Genomic DNA, 19,272 nt, shown 5'->3' with positions numbered 1-19,272 from the left:
ATACAGAAAAGGAGAAAAGGAGAAAAGGGGAGGAGATGACCCGTCCTTTCCCTGGACTGTATGCGGTCTGAAACAATGGCCAGTATTGTGCGCAGCAGACGTTCGCGCCGGTATTAGACCTTGGTCTTACGCAGGGGGTGACTGTGCCAGTGAAAGAAGGTTCCCTGTCTTCGACCTATGGCTAATGGAGAAGGTCTCGCCCTGACAGCAAGCTGTCTTCGGAGTCACTTGCAATTTGATGACAACAAGAGGACAGGGCCATGAAAGCAATAACTCCCTCTCGCCTGTGTGCAGCGATACTGGTAGCACATGCGGGCATTGCCGGGGCAGCAACACTGGAAGAGCGCATCATCATTCTGGAAGAGCGTGTGGGTACCCCGGCAGAGGGGAAGACACAGATCGAGTTCGGTGGTTTTATCAAAGCCGACACCATGATCAGTAAATACAGTGACGGTGAAATTGCCGGAGGATCCGTCGGGCGTGATTTCATGGTTCCGTCGACGATTCCTGTAGGCGGAGAAGCCAGTTCTGCCGAGATCGACTTCAATGCCAAACAGAGCCGCTTCTGGTTAAAGAGTGCAACCATGACCTCTGCGGGTCTGGTAAAGGGGCATATCGAAATTGATTTCCAAACCAACGGCATTGGCGATGAGCGCATCAGTAACAGCTATGCGCCGCGTATCCGTCATGCCTATCTGAGCTGGGACAAGTGGTTATTTGGCCAGACCTGGTCTACTTTCTTTAACGTCAGTGCACTCCCCGAGACCCTCGACTTCGTGGGTTCGTCCGGCACCATCTTTGAGCGCCAACCCCAGATTCGCTATACCCATGGCGGGTTGATGTTGTCGCTGGAGAATCCTTCTACCACCTTGTATGGCGGCACCCAGAATCCCTATGACGACAATGCCATGCCGGATATTGTCGCTCGTTATAACTTCACCGGTGACTGGGGCAACATGAGCTTGTCGGCCATGGGGCGTGAGCTTGCCTACCAGGACACCATTGGTGGGGTCGATCAGGACGAAAGCGAATATGGCTATGGCGTGTCCTTTGCGGGTCGCCTGATGCTTGGCGAACGGGATGACATTCGTTTTCAGGCCAACTATGGCAATGCCATGGGTCGTTACTTCGTGCTCAACGCCTTCCGGGCGGGACAGATTGAAGCCAATGGTGATATTGAGCTGATCGATGCCTGGAGCGCGGTGCTGGCCTTGCGTCATCACTGGAGTGAGCGCTGGCGTTCCAACTTCGCGGTTTCTCTCAGCGAAGCGGATAACCCCGATACCGTGGCAGCAACAACCAACAAGACAGTGGAAACGGCCCACGCCAACCTGATCTGGCAGGTGGCCAAGCCCTTGTCACTGGGGGGCGAACTGATCTACGGGAGTCGCGAGCAGGAAAATGGCGATGACGGTGATCTCAAGCGCGTGCAGTTCACTGCCAAGTATGCGTTTTAACGAAGCGCACCCTACGGAAAAAAGGGGCGCTTCGGCGCCCTTTTTTTGGGTTCGCGGATTGGGAGTTTACTCTTCCCAACTGTCCGTAGGGGCGTCGGTTATTCGCTCCGCTCACCCTTCGGGCCGCCCTGCGGGCGTTCCTTCGTTGCGCTCGGTGGCGGCGCGATTCTATACGCCTGATAATCGCGCCGCGAGCGACGCTCCTACGGGATGGTCTTGCTGTGGCCTATTGTCCCAAACCGGTGAACCATAAAAAAAGGGACGTTTAAGCGTCCCTCTTTCGTGGCGTGCAGCGTCGCTGTTATCAATCCAGATCCGCCGGGTATACGCCGTTTTCGTCGTGCACTTCCTTGCCGCTGAGTGGCGGGGTGAAGGCACAGGCAACGACCATGTCTTCGTTTTCGCCACCATACAGGTAATGTTCGTCATGCTGGTCGAGCAGGTAAATGGTGCCTGGGGTCAGGTCGTAGACCTTGCCGTCATCCAGGGTTTCGATCTTGCCGCTGCCAGAAATCACATAGACGGATTCCCAGTGGTTGGCGTATTTGATGTGCGTCTTGGTGCCCTTGAAGATGGTGGTAATGTTGAAAGAGTGGCCCATCTTGTCTTCTTTCAGGGACAGGCGAACAGACTGCCAGTTACCGTTTTCGGCTTTGACACAGCGCTCTGATTTCTCGGCTTCCGCCAGAGTGCGAACGATCATGAATGCATTCTCCAGAGTAAGGGGTGGAAGGGCTGACCCGCTGAGACGGGCCAGCCAGGGGGGCTGGCGGTAAAATTAGCCGGCCAGACTGGATACGGAGTGAGCTTCGCCGCGCTTGATGCGGTCGGTCATCACTTCGCTGACGCTGTCCTTGACGATGTCCAGCGCACGGGTCAGGTCTTCTTCGCTGATGGTCAGCGGACACAGGGTCTTGATCACCTGATCATCGGCACCGGAGGTTTCGATCACCAGCTGGCGCTTGAAACAGGCCTTGGTGATTTCTTCGGCCAGTTCACCATCACGGGCCACCAGACCTTGCATCATGCCGCGACCGTTCAGGTAGAACCAGTGGTCGTCATAGCTGTTGGCGATCTCGCGGAAACGATCGGTGATAATGTCCGCCTTTTTCTGCACTTCCTTGGCGAACTTGTCGTCACGCCAGTAGTGGTTCAGTGCAGCAGCGGCGGTCACAAAGGCCAGGTTGTGGCCACGGAACGTGCCGTTGTGCTCGCCCGGTTTCCACTGGTCCAGATCCGGTTTCATCAGCACCATGGCAAACGGCAGACCGTAGCCGCTCAGAGATTTGGACAAGGTAATGATATCCGGGTTGATGCCCACCTCGTCAAAGCTGAAGAAGGAACCGGTACGACCACAGCCGGCCTGGATGTCGTCCAGAATCAGCAGCATGTCGTGTTTGCGGCAGACCTTTTCCAGATTGCGTAGCCACTCGAAGCTGGCGGCGTTGATGCCACCTTCGCCCTGAACGGTTTCCACGATCACGGCGGCGGGGTGGTCCACGCCGCTGGAAGAATCGCCCAGTACCTTGTCCAGGTACTCGGTAGTGTCGAAGGCATCGCCCAGGTAGCCGTCGTAGGGCATCGGAGTCACCCCGCCCAGGGTGACACCGGCCACGCCACGGTGGTGGCTGTTACCGGTGGCCGCCAGGGAGCCGAGGCTTACACCGTGGAAGCCATTGGTGAAGCTGATGATGTTTTCGCGTCCCTTGATGACACGGGCAATCTTGAGCGCCGCTTCCACGGCGTTGGTGCCGGTGGGACCAGTGAACTGCATCACGTGGTCCATATCGCGGGGCTTCAGGATCACTTCATAAAAAGTGTCCATGAATTCACGCTTGGCAGCGGTATGCATGTCCAGACCGTGAACAATGCCGTCGCGCTGAATGTATTCCAGCAGTTTTTCTTTCAGAACCGGGTTGTTGTGGCCGTAGTTCAGGGTGCCAGCACCCGCCAGGAAATCGATGTATTCCTTGCCGGTTTCGTCGTACAGGTAGCTACCCTTGGCCTGGTCGAAGACCACCGGGAAGCTACGGGCATAACTCATCACTTCCGATTCGTGGCTTTCAAAAATATCAGTATCCATGGTTCCTCTATCCTCGCTTGAATTCGGGTTGTTCGTTCTCGCTGTGGCGCTCTCAGGCGTCGTCGCGGTTGAACGGGCCAATACGCAGCAAATACTCGTCGTTGTGCTCACCGGCAAAATGGATCCGGGAGTCGAAAAGGATGAACTCTTCGGTGGGCATGCTGCGCTCGTAGGCGAAGCTGCGGAACATGCCCCAGGACGCTTCGTTGTCCGGAGTAATGGTGGTTTCAATGAACTGAACGTCGGTGCTTTCTTCACGTTTGATCAGTTCGGCCAGCATGCGCTTGGCCAGCCCCTTGCCGCGGGCTTTCTGATGGACCGCAACCTGCCAGACAAACAGGACATTCTGCTGTTTCGGCGGGATGTAGCCGGAGATGAAGCCAACCAGGTCGCCATCCATTTCGGCAGCGACGGACGTATCGGCAAAGTGAGTGCACTGGAGCAGGTTGCAGTAGACGGAGTTCTCGTCCAGCGGTTTGCACTCGCTGATCAGTTTGTGAACCCGGCTGCCGTCCTGGCTCTCCGGTTTACGGAAAGTAATGTCATCCGCTTTGTCGGTGGATGAATCCGCTTTCTTTACGTCGTCTGACATGGTTTCACTTATGGTCCGCTTTTGAATGGGTTGCCGCCTCATTGCCGGCAGCGCGTGCCGACAGCTCTACGGTGGGTTGGGCACGATCAATGGCGCCCAGATCCAGCACCGGTGAGGCATCGATATCCTCTGCATTCATCATAGCCGCGACGCGCTGCAGAGAACTGAGAATCAGTGATTGTTCCCAGTCTTCCAGTCGATCAAATCGAGCGATGAATTCGTCCTGCAGGGGGGTGGGAGCCTGGTCAATGATGTCCAGGCCGCCCTGAGTCAGGCAGGCGTATACGCGCCGTTTGTCTGTCTCGCCGCGCTTGCGCTCAATCAGCTCGCGCTTTTCCAGACGGTCCAGAATGGTGGTGACCGTGGCCTGACTCAGCGATACCTCGCTGGCCAGATCGCCCATGGTCATCTCTCCCTTGCCCGCAATGGCCTGCATGATCAGCAGCTGCGGAGAGGTGAGGCCAGAGACCTTGCTCAGCTTGCGCGAGTAAAGGTCGGTGGCGCGAATAATCTGTCGTAATGCAATCAGCACGTCTTCGTGTCTGGCCATTGCCGTGAGTTCTCTTGATAACAAAGTAATGTGACTAAAGTGAGACATGGTCTGTCTGGTATCAATTTGAAGTGTAAGTAACTTCTCTCCATGCAAAATCAGGGCAATGGCAAGTAATTCCCTGCGAAAATTGGTAGGCTATTTTAGTGGTGTAATATTTAGATGTCAAAGTAAATGCGTGAGGGAACAGGCGCAAACCGCGCTGAAGCCCGGCCTGTGCGGGGTGTAGCGCTTTTCGGCCCGGGCCAGTCCGACGCGAGGGGATACCTGAATGCGAGAGACGTTGTTACGACTGCTGGGAGGTATGGACCGCGGTCTGCGCCTGCTCGAGCAATGTGTGGTGGGGGGCTGTATTTTGGCCATGGCCCTGCTGATGAGTGCCCATGTGGTGGGGCAGGCGGTGTTCGGGGAGGGAATTCCCGGCACCTATGAAGTCACCAAGATGCTGATTCTTGGTATTACCTTTGTCGGCCTGGGGTATGCGGCCCGTCAGGCCCGTCATATCCGGATGTCTGCCATTTACGAGCAGCTCAATGATCCCTCCCGCAAGGGGCTGCAGATTCTGATTGCCGCCGGCACCGCCGTGCTGATGTTCTTCTTCGCCTGGAAATCCGGACAGTACGTGATGGACATTCATGAGCGGGGGCGGGTCAGCGCGTCGTTGCAGCTTCCCATGTGGACGGTCTATACCACCTTGCCGGCGGGGTTTGTGCTGGCCGGCATCCAGTACCTGCTGACTATCGTCCGCAACCTGACGACGGCAGGGGTATGGCGCAGTTTCACCGAGAAGGATGTCTATGCCAGCGTGCCGGAGCAGAGCGGCAGTGATAACGATCAGGGAGGGGCGTCATGCTGATTATCCTTGCCCTGATCATGTTGCTGCTGTTGCTAATGGGGTACCCCATGATGGTGCCGCTGGCGGTGGGTACCCTGTTCATGATGTTCACGGACATGACGTTCTTCGGTCCGGACCAGGCGGTGACCTGGATGATCACCGGGGTCAGCAGCTGGGTGCTGGCGGCGGTGCCCATGTTTATCTTTGCCGCGGATATTCTCACCAAAGGGCACACGGCCAACCGGTTACTGGATCTGGTGGACACCTTTGTCCGCCATTTGCGTGGTGGGTTGCCGATCACAACGGCGGCGTCCTGTGCCGTGTTCGGTGCCGTTTCCGGATCCACCCAGGCCACAGTGGTTGCTATGGGTGGCCCCATGCGCCCGCGCCTGTTGGCCAAGGGGTATTCCGACAACTTTGCACTGGCCCTGATTATCAATGCCAGTGATATTGCCTTGCTGATTCCACCCAGTATCGGATTTATCGTCTATGGCGTGGTGATGAAGACCTCCATCGGCGACTTGTTTCTGGCCGGGATCCTGCCCGGCATTCTGGTGTTGTTAATGTTCTCGGCCTACTGCTGGGCCGGGGCGCATCTCAAGGGCATTGAGCCTGAGCCTCGTGCCCCCTGGTCCGAGCGGTTGCGGGCGCTTCGGGGGGCGGCCTTGCCGCTGGGGTTCCCGGTGTTGGTGGTCGGTGGCATTTACGGTGGCTGGTTCAGTGCGGTGGAGGCATCCGCCATTGCTGTGGCCTATGCCTTGCTGCTGGAAGTGGTGATTTACCGCAAAGTCAAAATCCGTGATCTCGGGCCGCTAGCGCTTTCCAGCGGCATGATTACCGCCGTGGTCTTTATTCTGGTGGCGATTGGGGCAGCGTTCTCCCACACCCTGGGCACCGCCGGTATTCCCGAGCAGTTGCTGGGGCCGGTGATCGATTCCATCGGTGACAATCAGGTGGCGGCGCTGGCGTTGATTGCCGTGTCGTTTTTTATCGGCTGCATGTTTGTGGATCCCATCGTGGTGATTCTGATTCTGGTGCCGATTTTCAAACCGCTGATCCAGGCGGCCGGGTTGGACCCGGTCCACGTGGGGGTGATCGTCACCCTGCAGGCGGCCATCGGTTCGGCGACGCCGCCCTTTGGTTGTGACATTTTTACCGCCATCGCCGTGTTCCGTCGCCCCTATCTGGAAGTGATTCGCGGCACGCCCCCGTTTATTGCCATGCTGTTGTTGGCCACGGTCATACTGATCCTGTTCCCGGAGATTTCCCTGTGGCTGCCGTCGCTGGGTGGAGAGTAGGCATGTGACATGCGGGATTCTATGGCGCCCGCAACAGGCACAAAAAAGCCCGGCATCTCTGCCGGGCTTTTTTGCTCAGGGAAGCCGCAATTATTCGGTTTCCTTGATCGCCTTCAATAGCGCTTTCATGGAGGCTTCGCCTCCGGCGCCAACCTCTTTAGCGAAGGTCTTGCGAACGGGTTTCGCCATTTTTTCGAAGGCCTTGCGCTCTTTTTCGGTCAGCTCGATGATCTCGATATCGCTCTTGTCACGAATGATATCCAGTCGTTCCTTGTTGAACCGGGTCTGAATGTCGTGACCTTCCTTTACCAGCGACCGGGTGACTTCATCGACCATGGTGCGCTGCTCATCGCTGAGCCCGTCATACCAGTCCGAGTTGCCGATCACGGTGGCAACAAACTGGGACTGGTCGGCAAAGATCATGTAGTCCTGTACCTCGTAGAACGCCATCTCTTCGTGGGCGAAAACGGGCTGAATGTTGCCTTCGGCCTGCCCTTGCTGAAGGGCGCTGTACAGTTCGCCATAGGCGATGGACGTGGGGGCGGCCCCGTAAGCCCGGTAGGTGGCGCGCAGCAAGGTGTTATCCATAACGCGGATGCCCAGGTTCTCCATGTCGGCAGGGGTGCGAATGGCCTTGTTGGCAGTCCATACCTGGTAGCCTTCGGCCAGCTCCGCCAGCGGTACCAATCCCCGTTGGCGGAAAGCGTTCTGCCAGGCCTCGCTTTTCAGGAAGGTGTCTGAGTTCAGGGCCTGGGCGGTACGCCACTGGTCGGCGGGCATGATGTAGTTCAGGTTGAGTAACTGGCTTTCCGGCACGGTGCCGCCCAGTGCGCCTGAGGCGAAGCCGATCTGGATCGCGCCGCCCTGAATCGCGTCATACAACGCCGAATAGCTGGAGCCCCATTTGCCGTAGGGCAGGAGTTGCACATCAATGTCGCCATTGCTGCGTTCTTCGATGCGTTTTTCAAATTGCTCGGCGTAACGATGCTGGACACTGCCTTCAATTTCTTCCAGACCAAAGCGCCAGGTTTCAGCCATGGCGGTGGTAGAGAGAGTGAAAACGCCCAGCGTGGCGGCGCCAATCAGTCGTCGCAAGTGCATGCTTTTCCCTTTTGGTTGCCAAATGATTGAAACCACTACATGGCATCACAACATCACTGTCAACCGACCGGGCCACATCCGTGACTGGAACCGGCGAGTCCAGAATGCGACCATTACCGCACTGGGTAGCGCAAGCGACGAGGACAAGACATTGATGAAAACGTTTCTGCAGCAAGGTTTCGCAGTGCTGTTGGTGCTGTCTGCCATGACGGCCGCCGCTGAGCCTGACGCTGATACGGCACTGGCCCCTCGCCCCGAAGCCCAGAGCGAAATCGAGAAGGGCCCGGTGATCTCCCAGTTCCGGGAGAACTGGATCCTTGGCGAGTTGCGAACCCTGCGTCAGGACATGATGGAATATCGCAACCAGATGAACCTGCTGGTGACCGACCGGGAGCTGGAAGTGGCTGACAAGGCCATGGGCTATGCCACCAATACGGTGACCTACTTTTTCTACCTGATCGCCGGTGCGGCCTCCATCCTGGCGCTGGTGGGCTGGTCGACGATTCGTGATCTCAAGGATAATGTGCGGGTCTATGCCGAAAAGGAAATGGCGCGGCTCACCAGTGAATACGAAGCGCGACTGGCGGACCTTGAGCGCGAGCTGCGCAAGAAGTCGCGCACCATCGCGGAAAACCAGGAAGAGATCGAGCGTACCAACGAAATCCACAGCCTGTGGCTCAAGTCCACCAAGGAGCCCAGTGCCCAGGCCAAGATCGAGATCTACGACCGCATTCTGGAGCTTCGCCCGGATGATCCGGAAGCACTGGCCTGGAAGGCCGACGCCGCTCTGGAGCTGGGAGAGCAGCGCTGGGCGCTGAGCCTGTGTGACCGGGTGCTGGAAGTGGATGAAGAAAACGCCCATGCCCTTTACCAGCGTGCCTGCGCCTGGGCCGGGTTGGGAGAGATCGACAACGCGCTCAGTGACCTGGAGGCCGCGATCCAGACATCGGAAACCCTGGTGCGTCATGCTCGGGTGGAGGAGATGTTCCGGCCCCTGCAAGGGTTGGAACGTTTTGAGGTACTGGTCGGAAACGACGGTGACCCGACAGTCTCTGGCTGATAGTCCTTTTCTGTCAGGTTGATAGGCGCGTTGTGGCCTGCAAATTGCCCCTTTGCAGGTCACTTTCTGCTAGACTTGCCCCCCTTGTAGGAAAGGGTGATGACCCCCATATGACGTTTATATGGCCTGAATCTGCGATTTCACCGCAACCGGCCCATGTCATCACCCCCTGTGGAGAAACCCATGACACGTGAAAACGGTGCCGGCGGCACCAAGCAGATGCCGGATGTGGCATCCAACTCCATGGTGGATCATATCCATAGCACCCTGGACTGGGTGGGCATGAGTGAAATTCACCTGCCCGCGCGGGTCAGCGATACCCTGGCCGGTGAGCGCCCGGTGAGCACCTCTATCCAGGCCTATGTGAATCTGGCAAATCCGGATGCCAAGGGCATTCACATGTCCCGTCTGTTCCTGATGCTGGAAGAGACCTTCGGTGACCATTCCGTCAGTGCTGCCTCTATCGAGCAGCTGCTGCGCAATTTCCTGGAAACCCACGAAGGGCTCAGCACCCGCGGCTTTGTGCAGCTGGATTTCGAATACTCCATGCGCCGCCCGGCCCTGAAGAGCAGCTACTCCGGCTGGAAAAGCTACCCGGTGAGCATCAAGGGTACCCTGTGCGAACAAGGCATGCGCATTGAGATGTATGTGGAAGTGCCCTATTCCTCCACCTGTCCGTGTTCTGCAGCCTTGTCCCGTCAGCTGATTCAGGAGCAGTTCCGCAAGGACTTCCAGGAAGGCAAGATCGATGCCGAAGCCGTATACGAATGGCTTGGCACTGAAGAGGGTATCGTGGCGACTCCGCACAGTCAGCGCTCCATTGCCCAGGTCCGGGTACTGCTGGACCACACGGAAGGCTCTGCTTTCCCCATCACCGCCCTGATCGATTCCATCGAAGGCGCGTTGAAAACCCCGGTGCAGACGGCAGTGAAGCGGGTGGACGAGCAGGAATTCGCGCTACTTAATGGCCAGAACCTGATGTTCTGTGAAGATGCGGCACGCCGCCTCAAGCAAGCCATCGACCCGCAATCCTGCTACAAGGATTTCTGGTTGCGGGTGAATCACCTGGAAAGCCTGCACGCCCACAACGCGGTGGCGATTGTTACCAAGGAAGTGGACGGCGGCTACCTGCCGATTCCCTGATTAGCAGCGCACCGTGTACAACGAGAAAGGGCGGCCAGTGGCCGCCCTTTTTCGTTATGTGAACCCGCACCTGAAGGGCTGAGCACGTAAGGCGTTATTCAGAGGCTCCCTAGATCCCTCGCTTGCCGCAGGCCAGACTGATGCGCGGATCAATTGAGGTCACCGGCAAGCGCCAATTGCTGACCCAGCCGTCACCGCCAAAATGCTTCTGCATGATTTTTTCGGCGGTACGGGTGGCGATGGCCTGGGTGGTCAGGGTGGGGTTGGGGCCACCGAGTGCGTTGGCCAGTGACGAGTTGTCGGCAATGTACAGCCCCTGCACGGCTCTGGCTTCACCATTCTCATCGACCACCGAGTTGGCGGGGTCCAGTCCCATGCGCATGCTCGATTGCATATGAATCAGCGAGGGCGGAGCCTTGGGGCGGATGACGCTGGTGGCGCCAGCGGCGCGCAGCAGGTCAACGGCCTTGCGGGTCAGGTACTCGCGATTGCCCTGGGTGCGGTTGGTGAAGTTGCCGGTCTGGGCGGTTACCAGCGGGATCGGCCCGTTTTCGTCGGCGGGTTGTGTGGTGGACAGGGACACCGAGTTACGCGGGTCCACATCATCGTCGGTGAGAATCACGATGCTGACCAGCCGGTTGATATCACTCATGGTTTCCTTCAGCGCCGGGCCCACCAGGCGGCCCACCACATCAGCACCGGATTCATCGGTTTCGCCACTGTGATCGTAGGCACCGGCAATCCCGGCTTCACTGCCAAGGAAGGCGTTGGCGGCGTAGGCGCCCGGCATGCCACCGAAGGATTCCATGGAACCATAGCCCGGGAAGTCGGCACGCACGGCCGAGGCCGGGCCGAGACTGCTGCGGGTTTCAAAGGGCATGACCCCGGTCACCACTTCGGTGGCGTGGGTGGTGAGGCCCTTGCCGACCCAGCCGTTGTCATTGGGCAGGCCGCTGTTCAGCCACAGACGCGGGGTTTCGATGGCGCCAGCAGCCATGACAATCACTTTGGCGGTTTCGACCTGGGTTTCGCCGGTGGCGCGATGCGGAAACCGACGCCTACCGCTTTCGGGCCGGCGGGGGTATTTTCCGTCATCACCTGGGTCACAAAGGCGTCGGCGATCACTTGCGCGGCCTTGCCGTGGCGCGACCACAGGTCGGCGGTCAGGGCCATAGGGACGTAGCTGTTATAGGTGGAGCGCTTGGCTTTCAGGTTGCGCGGCGCGCGCATGGGCAGGGTACAACCCTGGTAGCAGTGGCCACAGTAAGTACAGCCCTGGGCGAAGGGAAATTTTAGCCAGTCCGGATTGTCAGTGCGTCCGGCGGTTCCGCGGGGCTGCAGGATGGCGTTTTCCTGTGGCCGGAAACTGGCCACTTCAATGTCCTTGCCTTGCTGGTAATGCAGGCCAATCCCTTCTGCTCCACGGATGAAGACTTCTTCCTTGGTGCCCAGCGCCGCGGTTTGCACCGGCAGGATTTTTTCTACCCAGCGATAGTAGGGCTTGAGCTCGTCGTAGGAGAACGGGAACAGGTAATTGTTGTCGTAGCGTTGCTTGTCGGCGCCCGCATAGCCGACGAAACTGCCGGGCATGGCGCGAGGTGAGTTGCCGAAATACTGCAGGGTTGTCCCCCCGACCCCGGCTGTGCTGAAGGCGGTGGACGCCTGGGCGTATTCGCGCCGCCAGGGCCCTTTGCTCGGGTCAGGTGCGCCCCAGCGAAGTACGCCCTGAGAGGCGCTTTCATATTTGGGCCATTCCTGTTCCGAGTCCTGGGCATGGGCCCCGGCTTCCAGAATAAGGACATCCAGCCCCTGTTCAGCCAGTTCTTTTGCTACCACGGCGCCACCACCCCCGGCACCGATTACGATTACGTCACGCATGGCTTGTTTCCTGTATTCGAATTTATTGTTTGGCGTTGCGTGTGGGCAAATTACCGTTCACGGGCGTGGCGTCGGCCACGGTAGTACCCCTGGTAATCCTTGTGTCCAACGGAAATGCCGCCGTAGCCAGAAATGGACCACCCCACCGGATGGGCCAGCAGCTCGCCAGTCAGCGGATTCAGCACCCCCGCTTCGGAGTACGCCATCAGGCCGCTGTACAGCAGCAGGGCATTGGCCAGGGTGATCAGTTCGGCGCCGGCAAGACCGCTTTCCATAGCGCTGAATACCGCCACTTTTTCGTTCCAGCTGAGGTTGGCAAAGCGGGCACTGAACGGCCCCGTGACATCGGGATTGATAAAGCCGGTCACGTTATCCAGTGCAAAGGTGATGAGCTCGGACAGGGAGTCGAAAGGCGGCGGTGCCAGCCCGGCGGTATTGAGCCCGAATTCCAGTGGCAGCTGGGCGTTGGCCTCCACCCCGCCGGGTTGTTCATCGGTTAATTGTTGTTGCACCGAGAATGGATCTCCACCTGGCACTACAAATGCCAGCACGGCGTTCAGGGTGTCACTGATCATGACGGCGGGCAGGATGCCGGCATGGGCCTGGCGCGGTGCAACCAGAGCGGGAGCCGCCGCGACAGCCGCACTTGCCAGTGCCGAGCGCGCCAGAAACTGGCGCCGGGACAGGTCGGCCTGATGCCGCTTGTCCGTGCCTTGCTCTGCACAGGCATCCCCCTCGGGCTGAGTGATGTCACTCTGATACTTTGTCATTATTCTTCTCCGTAAAGAGTAAAAAAGTCGTATCCCCAGTGCAGAAGCTAGTCAAAATTTTTTAGTAAAAAAAGGAAATTTATTTTCACTTTTTGTTGATGTCTGAACCGGGTTCTTGTGGCGATCTCTGATAAAAACCGGGGTGCACGAGGTGTGAGTGATTGCTTCGCGGCAGTAGAGAGGAAAAAAGAGCGGCAACAAAAACGATAAAAAAAGCGATTGCTCTGTGGTTTTCACAAGCCCCACCGTGTGCTGCTGACGCAATGAGCTATCAACAAGCGAACCGCGGTGTTGCATTCAGGGGGGGAACACTTTTGGCGATATTGTGACCTTGCCCAGGGATTGGTACTCTCGTCTTGCTTATAGTCCGGTCATACCAACAAGAATAAACGCGCTAGGCAGGCACAGGCATGGGCTCCACTGAGGCGTCGCCCCCGGTATCCGGGAGCTTCGAGCGTAGCGATCTGGTCGCACGGCTCGACGGTTGTGAATTTGTTCCCCTGACATTGCTGCTGGCTCCGGCCGGGTCCGGCAAGTCCACGCTGTTGCACCAGTGGCAACAACATATGGCTGCGACTCGAGCCGACGTCCATGTGGTGAGCTTTGCGGTGCAGCCCATGGATGACGAGCCGGTGCGCTGCCTGCGCCGTTTTGCCGAACAGACCCGCGCGGTCATCCCGGCATTCGATACCTCCTGGTTCATGCCGTTCGATGTCTCGGAACTGCCACCTTCCTCGGTGGCTGAGGCGCTCTATGATGCGCTGGCGCAAATCCCTGAACCCGTCTACATCGTATTCGATGACTTCCAGCACATCACTAATGCGGAAACCCTGAACGTCATTAATGCATTGATTGCTCATCCACCAAAAGATGTGCGTCTGATAATCGCCAGCCGAAGCCGGCCTCCGCTGGATGTGGGGCGGTTACGTCTTAGTGGCGAGCTGCTCGAACTGGATGCCTCGGCCTTACGGGTGAATCGCACGGAGGTTGTGGAGCTGAATGCTCGCCTCGGCGGTGACCCCTTGGATGACAGTGAGCTTGATCATCTGATGGCCATTACCGAAGGCTGGGTGGCGGGGGTAAAGATCGCCCTGATGGGGGCCATGGGAGCCGGTGTCGGCGCGTTGAAGAATTTCAATGCCAGCCAGCCGGAGATCATGGAGTACTTTGGCCATGCGGTCCTCAAAGGCTTGCCGGCGTTTGCCCGCACCCTGTTTCTGCAAAGCAGTTTGCTGGACAGCTTTGATGCTCCACTGTGTGATGCCGTGCTGGATACCACCTACTCGGCCCGGTTGATGGAAGAGTTATCCCGACGGGAGTTGTTCATTCTGGCGGTGCCCGGCCGGCCGGGTTGGTTTCGCTATCACGCGCTACTGCGTGAATTTCTGCAGACGAGGGTGGCGATCGACATGCCCGAGTGTGTGATTCCCATCCACCGCCGGGCCACCCAGTATTTTATTCGTCAGGAGGACTACGAGCAGGCGTTGTGGCACGCCATCCGTGCAGACGATAACGAGGCGTTTCTCAATGCCCTGGCCCGTGCCTTTGATTACTGGTTACGTGAAGGCTATGCCAGCCAGATTCTTGAATGGGCTGAAGAGGTGTCGGATAACGCGCTGTTGGCGCGGATGGATCTGGCGGCTCCGTTGATCAGTACCCTGACGCTGTCACGACGGTTCTTCCGGGCCCGCTACTATCTCGATGCACTCAAGGCCGACCCGCCCCTGAATCACAAGGGGCGTTACAGCGACGAGCACTCGCTGGAATTTCTTGAGTTGCACTTGCAACTGTTTCAGCACGACACGGATTTCATGGAAGGCGCCAACCTGTCGCTGTTGATGGAAACCAGCAGTCATCGTGATGTGCGGGCATTTTCGCTGGCCATGGTGGCGTATTACCACTTGCAGCACGGTCGACTGCAATCCGCGTTGGCGTTTTCCAGTCAGGCCCGTGAAGTGCTGATGCAGTTAGGGCACCGTTTTACCGCAGGCTATGCAGGCCTGATCACCGCACTGGCGAACCAGCAGCTGGGCCACATTGCAGAAGCGGTGAGTTTCATTACCGAACACTTCAGTAAAACGCCGCGGGATTGTCCTACCTGGTCACTGTGGGCGACCGGAATGGTGGTCGTGCTGTACGACCAGAATCGCCTGGAAGAGGCCAGGCAGCTGTGTGAAGACCTGCTGCCAATGGTATCGACTGCCTCGGCTACCGAGGTGATTTCCACTGTCTACCTGACGTTGTCGCGGTTGCATCACCTGCACGGTAATCGCAAGCATTCCGAGCGCATGCTGGAAAAACTGCTGGGCATTCTGCAGCTGGGAAACTACGAGCGTTTTGTCAGTATGGCGATGCTCGAAAGGGTGCGACAGGCTTACGTGAATGCCGACTGGCCCCAACTGGATGTTATTGCAGAGCGTTTTGCTCTGGCCGACTGGGTACGTATCAACCTGCCATTGCAGGACGTTCCTTATAGCCAGAGCTGGGAGCGCCGGGGGCTGGCAGCGGCTTACTGGCTAATGGCTGTCGGGCGCCATGATGATGCCGAGACGGCACTGGTGTTATTACGCAAGGTGGTGAATGGCGCAGGGATTCGAACCCGAGGCTTGATCATGGAAGCAAACCTGCTGGTCTTGCAGGGCCGCAAGCAGACGGAGAACGAGCAGGTGCGTCAGATTGACACCCTGATCAGCCGTTATGGCCTGCTCAACGTTAATCAGTCTGTCTTTGACGAAGCGCCAGGGCTGGCGTCGTTGATGCAGGCGTTGTGGCGCAAGGGCTGCCTGGTGCTGCCGGAGTTTTATACCCAGTTGTTCGGCGCCGTCTTCAAGGCCGTTTCTACGGGGCATGCGCCGCTGGAAGTCGATCCGGCTTCTGTATTGACCCCTCGTGAACACGAGATCTTCGAGCTGCTGCAAAGTGGCTTGAGTAACGCCCAGATCAGTGAGCAGACGGGGACCTCGGTCACCACCACCAAGTGGCACCTGAAGAACATCTACAGCAAGCTGGGTGTTTCCAACCGGACGGAAGCCGCCTTACGCGCCACGCCGCGATAAAAAAGCTGCAAGCTGCAAGCTTCAAGGCGCGGACAAGGCTTTGATGTTATTGTTGGCCGTGCCCGCGGCAGTTCGCTCAAATGCGGGCAGAGCATTGCAGTAAAAACCCACTTTATCCGCGCCTTGTAGCTTGCAGCTTGCAGCTTGTTCCTGCTCTTCAAACCTTGAACCGGTTCGCGATTTTCGCTCCCTTTTGCCGGCCCCCTCCCAGGGGAGGGGGTGGAGGGGGTGGTGCCATTGCTAGAGTGCTGTCGTTGTCTGTAATTACCCCGAGAATAACAACGACGGAGGCTTCTCATGGCTATGTCCCCCTGGGTCACCTGGCCGGCCCTGACCAAATTCGGCTCGCTGGGCGTAATGGCCGCGCTGCTGGTGTTGGCCGGCGAGCGCAGCGAACTGCTTGAAAACAACATGTTCGACACGGAAAACTGGGATGAAAAAAATGCCGGTATCACCTGTGACGAACGTAGTCTGACCGCCCGTACCGAAGACGGAACCTGTAACATCCTGGAAAACCCGGCAGAAGGGTCCGTGCACGTGAACTTCGGCCGTAATGTGGATCCGGCGTCTGTGTATGCCGAGTCCAACAGCGGCAACCTGCTGAACCCCAACCCCCGTGAAGTCAGTAACCTGATCATGTCCCGGGGCGGCGATTTCAAACCGGCCACCAGCCTTAACTTCATCGCCACCAGCTGGATCCAGTTCATGGTCCATGACTGGTTCGATCACGGCCCGCGTACCGATGCCGATCCCATCGAGTTTCCGATTCCTGCTGGGGATGTACTGGGTGGCGGCACCATGTCGGTGCAGCGTACCCGTCCGGATCCCTCTGTCAGTGGTGATGAAGGGATCATCACCTACGAAAACGTGAACACCCACTGGTGGGATGGTTCACAGCTGTATGGCAGCAGCAAGGAAACCAACGATGAAGTACGTTCCTTCGTGGACGGTAAACTCAAGGTGGATGGCAATGGTCGCCTGCCTACCGAGTTCCTGAGCGGCAAGCCCATCACCGGTTTCAATGAAAACTGGTGGGTCGGGTTGAGCATGCTCCACCATATTTTCACCCAGGAACACAACGCCATCGCCGACATGCTCAAGGCCAACCATCCGGGGCAATCGGACCAGTGGTACTTCGACAAGGCGCGACTGATCAACTCTGCGCTGATGGCCAAGATCCACACGGTGGAATGGACACCGGCGATTCTCGCCAACCCGGTACTTGAGCGTGCCATGTACGCCAACTGGTGGGGCCTGGGTGGGGATCGCGATACCCGTGACAAATTCCAGGACGATCTCGACAACCTGAACAACAACATCGGCCAGTTGGGCGCGCTGTTCAATGCTGTCGGCATCGACAATGACCTGGGGCAGCAAGACACCGGTTCCATCGAGCATGCCCTCGCTGGCCTGGTGGGTTCCCGCACCCCCAACAACTACGATGTGCCCTATACCCTGACCGAGGAATTCGTGTCGGTGTATCGGATGCATCCGTTGCTGCGTGACGAGATCAAGGTATACGACATCGGCTCCAACGTGGTGGATCAGGAAATCGCCCTGCAGGACACCCGAAACGGTGATGCCGAAGACCTGATGGATGATATTGGCCAGGACCGCCTGTGGTACTCCTTCGGTATTACCCATCCGGGTGCGCTGACGCTGAACAACTACCCGGACTTCCTGCGTAACCTGTCCATGCCGCTGATTGGCGACATCGATATGGCCGCTATCGATATCCTGCGTGACCGTGAGCGTGGTGTGCCGCGTTACAACGAATTCCGACGCCAGATCGGCCTCAAGCCGTTGACCAGCTTCGAGCAACTGACCAACGACCCGCAGCTGCTGGCGGACCTGAAGTCGCTTTACAACAATGACATCGAATTGATCGATACCCTGGTCGGGCAGCTGGCTGAAGAAACCCGTCCAGAAGGGTTCGGCTTTGGCGAGACATCGTTCCAGATCTTTATCCTGAATGCGTCTCGTCGTTTGATGACCGACCGTTTCTTCACCACCGATTACACCGACGAGGTGTACACCGCCGAGGGTATCGACTGGGTAGAAAACAACACCATGGTGGATGTGATTCGTCGTCACTTCCCGGCCCTGGCGTCGAGTCTGGTGGGCATGGACAACGCGTTCAAACCCTGGGGTCTGAAGATTCCTTCTGACTATCAGGATTGGGATGCCGAAACCAAGCAGAACCACCTGTGGGTCAATGGCGCACTGCGTACCAGTTACGAAGAGGGTGAGGTCCCGGCTATCGAGCCTATCGATATTGGCGGTCTGATCAATTCCATCCTGTGGAAGAAAGTGCAGGACGTGACCGATGTGGCTCCCCCGGGTTACAGCAAGCCGATCCACCCCCGTGGTGCTCTGGCCAAAGTGAAGTTTGTCCCCAGTTCCGGGCATGATTTTACCGGGCTGTTCCAGGGGGCGGATCATGGTCTGCTGCGCCTGTCTGTCACCGGTGATCCGTCTGATCGTGGCTTTGCCCCAGGGCTGGCACTGAAACTGTTCGTGGACGGTAAGCGCTCTGAAAACGTCTCTGCGCTGTATACCCTTAGTGGTCAGGGAGACAATCACAATATCTTCGCCAACGAATTGTCCAACTATGTTCAGGCAGAAGTGAACGAAACCCTGGGAACCACGACCTTGTTCTCTCTGGTATCCAGCAAGCCGACCCTGCTGGTGATGAGTGACATGGCCAAAGTGAATCAGGATGGCTCAACGGTTGGCAGTGCGAAGACACCATCGCAGATCTATTTCGTACCCAACAGCAGCCTGAAAAACAGCACCAGCGCCGCGCCGCACGATTTCCGCGACGACCTGGCCGCGATTCCTGCTGGCACCAAGGTGTATGACGTCTACGGCACCACCAAGAGCATCAAGACCTCGATCTGGCCTTGGGTCACCGAGCGTTATGCCCGCGAGCGTCGCAACAGCGCCGTCAAGATTGGTGAACTGGTAACTGACTCTGCATTTACCCTGTCCCAGTTCGGTGACACCGGTATCTTCTTCAAGCATCAGCGGTACGAAGACCGTTAAATAACAACAAGAAAGGTACCCCTGATAGCCCGGGACTGCGTCGCAGCCCGGGCTTTTTTTGGTTCACCGCGGATTAACGGGAATCGTCTACAGAAAAGCCCCTTCCGTAGGAGCGTCGGTTATTCGCTCCGCTCACCCCTGCGGGCGTTCCTTCGCTGCGCTCGGTGGCGGCGCGATCCCAGACCAGGATCAAAAGCATTCTAATCACAGAGGGCACAGGGTTCACAGAGGAAGACGGTTTTCCTCTGTGGCAAATCATTCTTAACGACGAGGGTTACCGCGCCGCCAGCGACGCTCCTACGGCATGGGGCGTGCTGCGAGCCATTCCCTCAAATCTGCGATGAACCTTTTTTGTCCAACCTGATTAGCTGGAAAGCAATCCGCCATATGGAAGGGTTGAGGTC

Annotated in this window: 15 protein-coding genes; 7 read left to right on the top strand and 8 right to left on the bottom strand. The window is 57.8% G+C overall.

The annotated features are described in order from the left end of the window. Window positions 1-260: 260 nt before the first annotated feature. Complete coding sequence (locus A15D_RS10950) at window positions 261-1,457, top strand: DcaP family trimeric outer membrane transporter (protein WP_102791961.1); 1,197 nt, start codon at window positions 261-263, stop codon at window positions 1,455-1,457. A gap of 304 nt (window positions 1,458-1,761) precedes the next feature. Here the strand turns inward: A15D_RS10950 and A15D_RS10945 are convergent, their stop codons facing one another. The 4 genes from A15D_RS10945 to A15D_RS10930 form a co-directional block, all read right to left on the bottom strand. Further along, window positions 1,762-2,160, bottom strand: a complete 399-nt coding sequence (locus A15D_RS10945) for an ectoine synthase (RefSeq protein ID WP_022983750.1) — start codon at window positions 2,158-2,160, stop codon at window positions 1,762-1,764. Window positions 2,161-2,235: 75 nt separating this feature from the next. Continuing rightward, window positions 2,236-3,540, bottom strand: coding sequence for a diaminobutyrate--2-oxoglutarate transaminase (gene ectB, locus A15D_RS10940; RefSeq protein WP_102791960.1), 1,305 nt, complete (start codon window positions 3,538-3,540; stop codon window positions 2,236-2,238). A gap of 52 nt (window positions 3,541-3,592) precedes the next feature. Then, the gene (ectA, locus tag A15D_RS10935) at window positions 3,593-4,132 is read right to left on the bottom strand and encodes a diaminobutyrate acetyltransferase (RefSeq protein ID WP_022983748.1); all 540 of its coding nucleotides are present in this window, start codon (window positions 4,130-4,132) and stop codon (window positions 3,593-3,595) included. Window positions 4,133-4,136: 4 nt separating this feature from the next. After that, window positions 4,137-4,682 (bottom strand): MarR family winged helix-turn-helix transcriptional regulator, encoded by a 546-nt coding sequence (locus A15D_RS10930; RefSeq protein WP_102791959.1) that lies wholly within the window; start codon window positions 4,680-4,682, stop codon window positions 4,137-4,139. A gap of 271 nt (window positions 4,683-4,953) precedes the next feature. Between A15D_RS10930 and A15D_RS10925 the strand changes: the two genes are divergently transcribed. Both A15D_RS10925 and A15D_RS10920 read left to right on the top strand, forming a co-directional pair. Further along, the gene (locus tag A15D_RS10925) at window positions 4,954-5,538 is read left to right on the top strand and encodes a TRAP transporter small permease (RefSeq protein ID WP_102791958.1); all 585 of its coding nucleotides are present in this window, start codon (window positions 4,954-4,956) and stop codon (window positions 5,536-5,538) included. Beyond that, on the top strand, window positions 5,532-6,815 hold the full coding sequence (locus tag A15D_RS10920) for a TRAP transporter large permease (RefSeq protein ID WP_102791957.1): 1,284 nt from the start codon (window positions 5,532-5,534) through the stop codon (window positions 6,813-6,815). The genes A15D_RS10925 and A15D_RS10920 overlap by 7 nt, the downstream gene beginning before the upstream one ends. 90 nt (window positions 6,816-6,905) lie before the next feature. Here the strand turns inward: A15D_RS10920 and dctP are convergent, their stop codons facing one another. Further along, window positions 6,906-7,916, bottom strand: a complete 1,011-nt coding sequence (gene dctP, locus A15D_RS10915; RefSeq protein WP_102791956.1) for a TRAP transporter substrate-binding protein DctP — start codon at window positions 7,914-7,916, stop codon at window positions 6,906-6,908. 22 nt (window positions 7,917-7,938) lie between these two features. Between dctP and A15D_RS10910 the strand changes: the two genes are divergently transcribed. Further along, window positions 7,939-8,976, top strand: coding sequence for a hypothetical protein (locus A15D_RS10910; protein WP_233192203.1), 1,038 nt, complete (start codon window positions 7,939-7,941; stop codon window positions 8,974-8,976). A gap of 183 nt (window positions 8,977-9,159) precedes the next feature. After that, entirely contained in the window at window positions 9,160-10,119 is a 960-nt protein-coding gene (gene folE2, locus A15D_RS10905) for a GTP cyclohydrolase FolE2 (protein WP_199175868.1), read from the top strand. A gap of 109 nt (window positions 10,120-10,228) precedes the next feature. Here the strand turns inward: folE2 and A15D_RS17310 are convergent, their stop codons facing one another. Genes A15D_RS17310 through A15D_RS10895 form a run of 3 tightly spaced genes read right to left on the bottom strand, consistent with a single transcriptional unit; the run spans window position 10,229 to window position 12,767 of the window. Next, a complete protein-coding gene (locus tag A15D_RS17310; protein ID WP_199175872.1) occupies window positions 10,229-11,116 on the bottom strand; it encodes a GMC oxidoreductase in 888 nt (295 codons plus the stop codon). 5 nt (window positions 11,117-11,121) lie between these two features. Then, window positions 11,122-11,997: an NAD(P)-binding protein gene (locus A15D_RS17305; protein ID WP_199175866.1), complete on the bottom strand. Its 876-nt coding sequence runs from the start codon at window positions 11,995-11,997 to the stop codon at window positions 11,122-11,124. 50 nt (window positions 11,998-12,047) lie between these two features. After that, window positions 12,048-12,767: a twin-arginine translocation signal domain-containing protein gene (locus A15D_RS10895; protein WP_102791955.1), complete on the bottom strand. Its 720-nt coding sequence runs from the start codon at window positions 12,765-12,767 to the stop codon at window positions 12,048-12,050. A 410-nt stretch (window positions 12,768-13,177) separates the two neighbouring features. Between A15D_RS10895 and A15D_RS10890 the strand changes: the two genes are divergently transcribed. Together A15D_RS10890 and A15D_RS10885 are read left to right on the top strand one after the other, a co-directional pair. After that, complete coding sequence (locus A15D_RS10890; RefSeq protein WP_102791954.1) at window positions 13,178-15,823, top strand: LuxR C-terminal-related transcriptional regulator; 2,646 nt, start codon at window positions 13,178-13,180, stop codon at window positions 15,821-15,823. 297 nt (window positions 15,824-16,120) lie between these two features. Continuing rightward, a complete protein-coding gene (locus tag A15D_RS10885; protein WP_199175864.1) occupies window positions 16,121-18,868 on the top strand; it encodes a peroxidase family protein in 2,748 nt (915 codons plus the stop codon). The last annotated feature ends 404 nt before the right edge of the window (window positions 18,869-19,272 follow it).

Source organism: Alcanivorax sp. MD8A, from assembly GCF_002888555.1.
Taxonomy (GTDB): domain Bacteria; phylum Pseudomonadota; class Gammaproteobacteria; order Pseudomonadales; family Alcanivoracaceae; genus Alcanivorax.
This window is presented reverse-complemented; position numbering and strand designations above follow the sequence as displayed.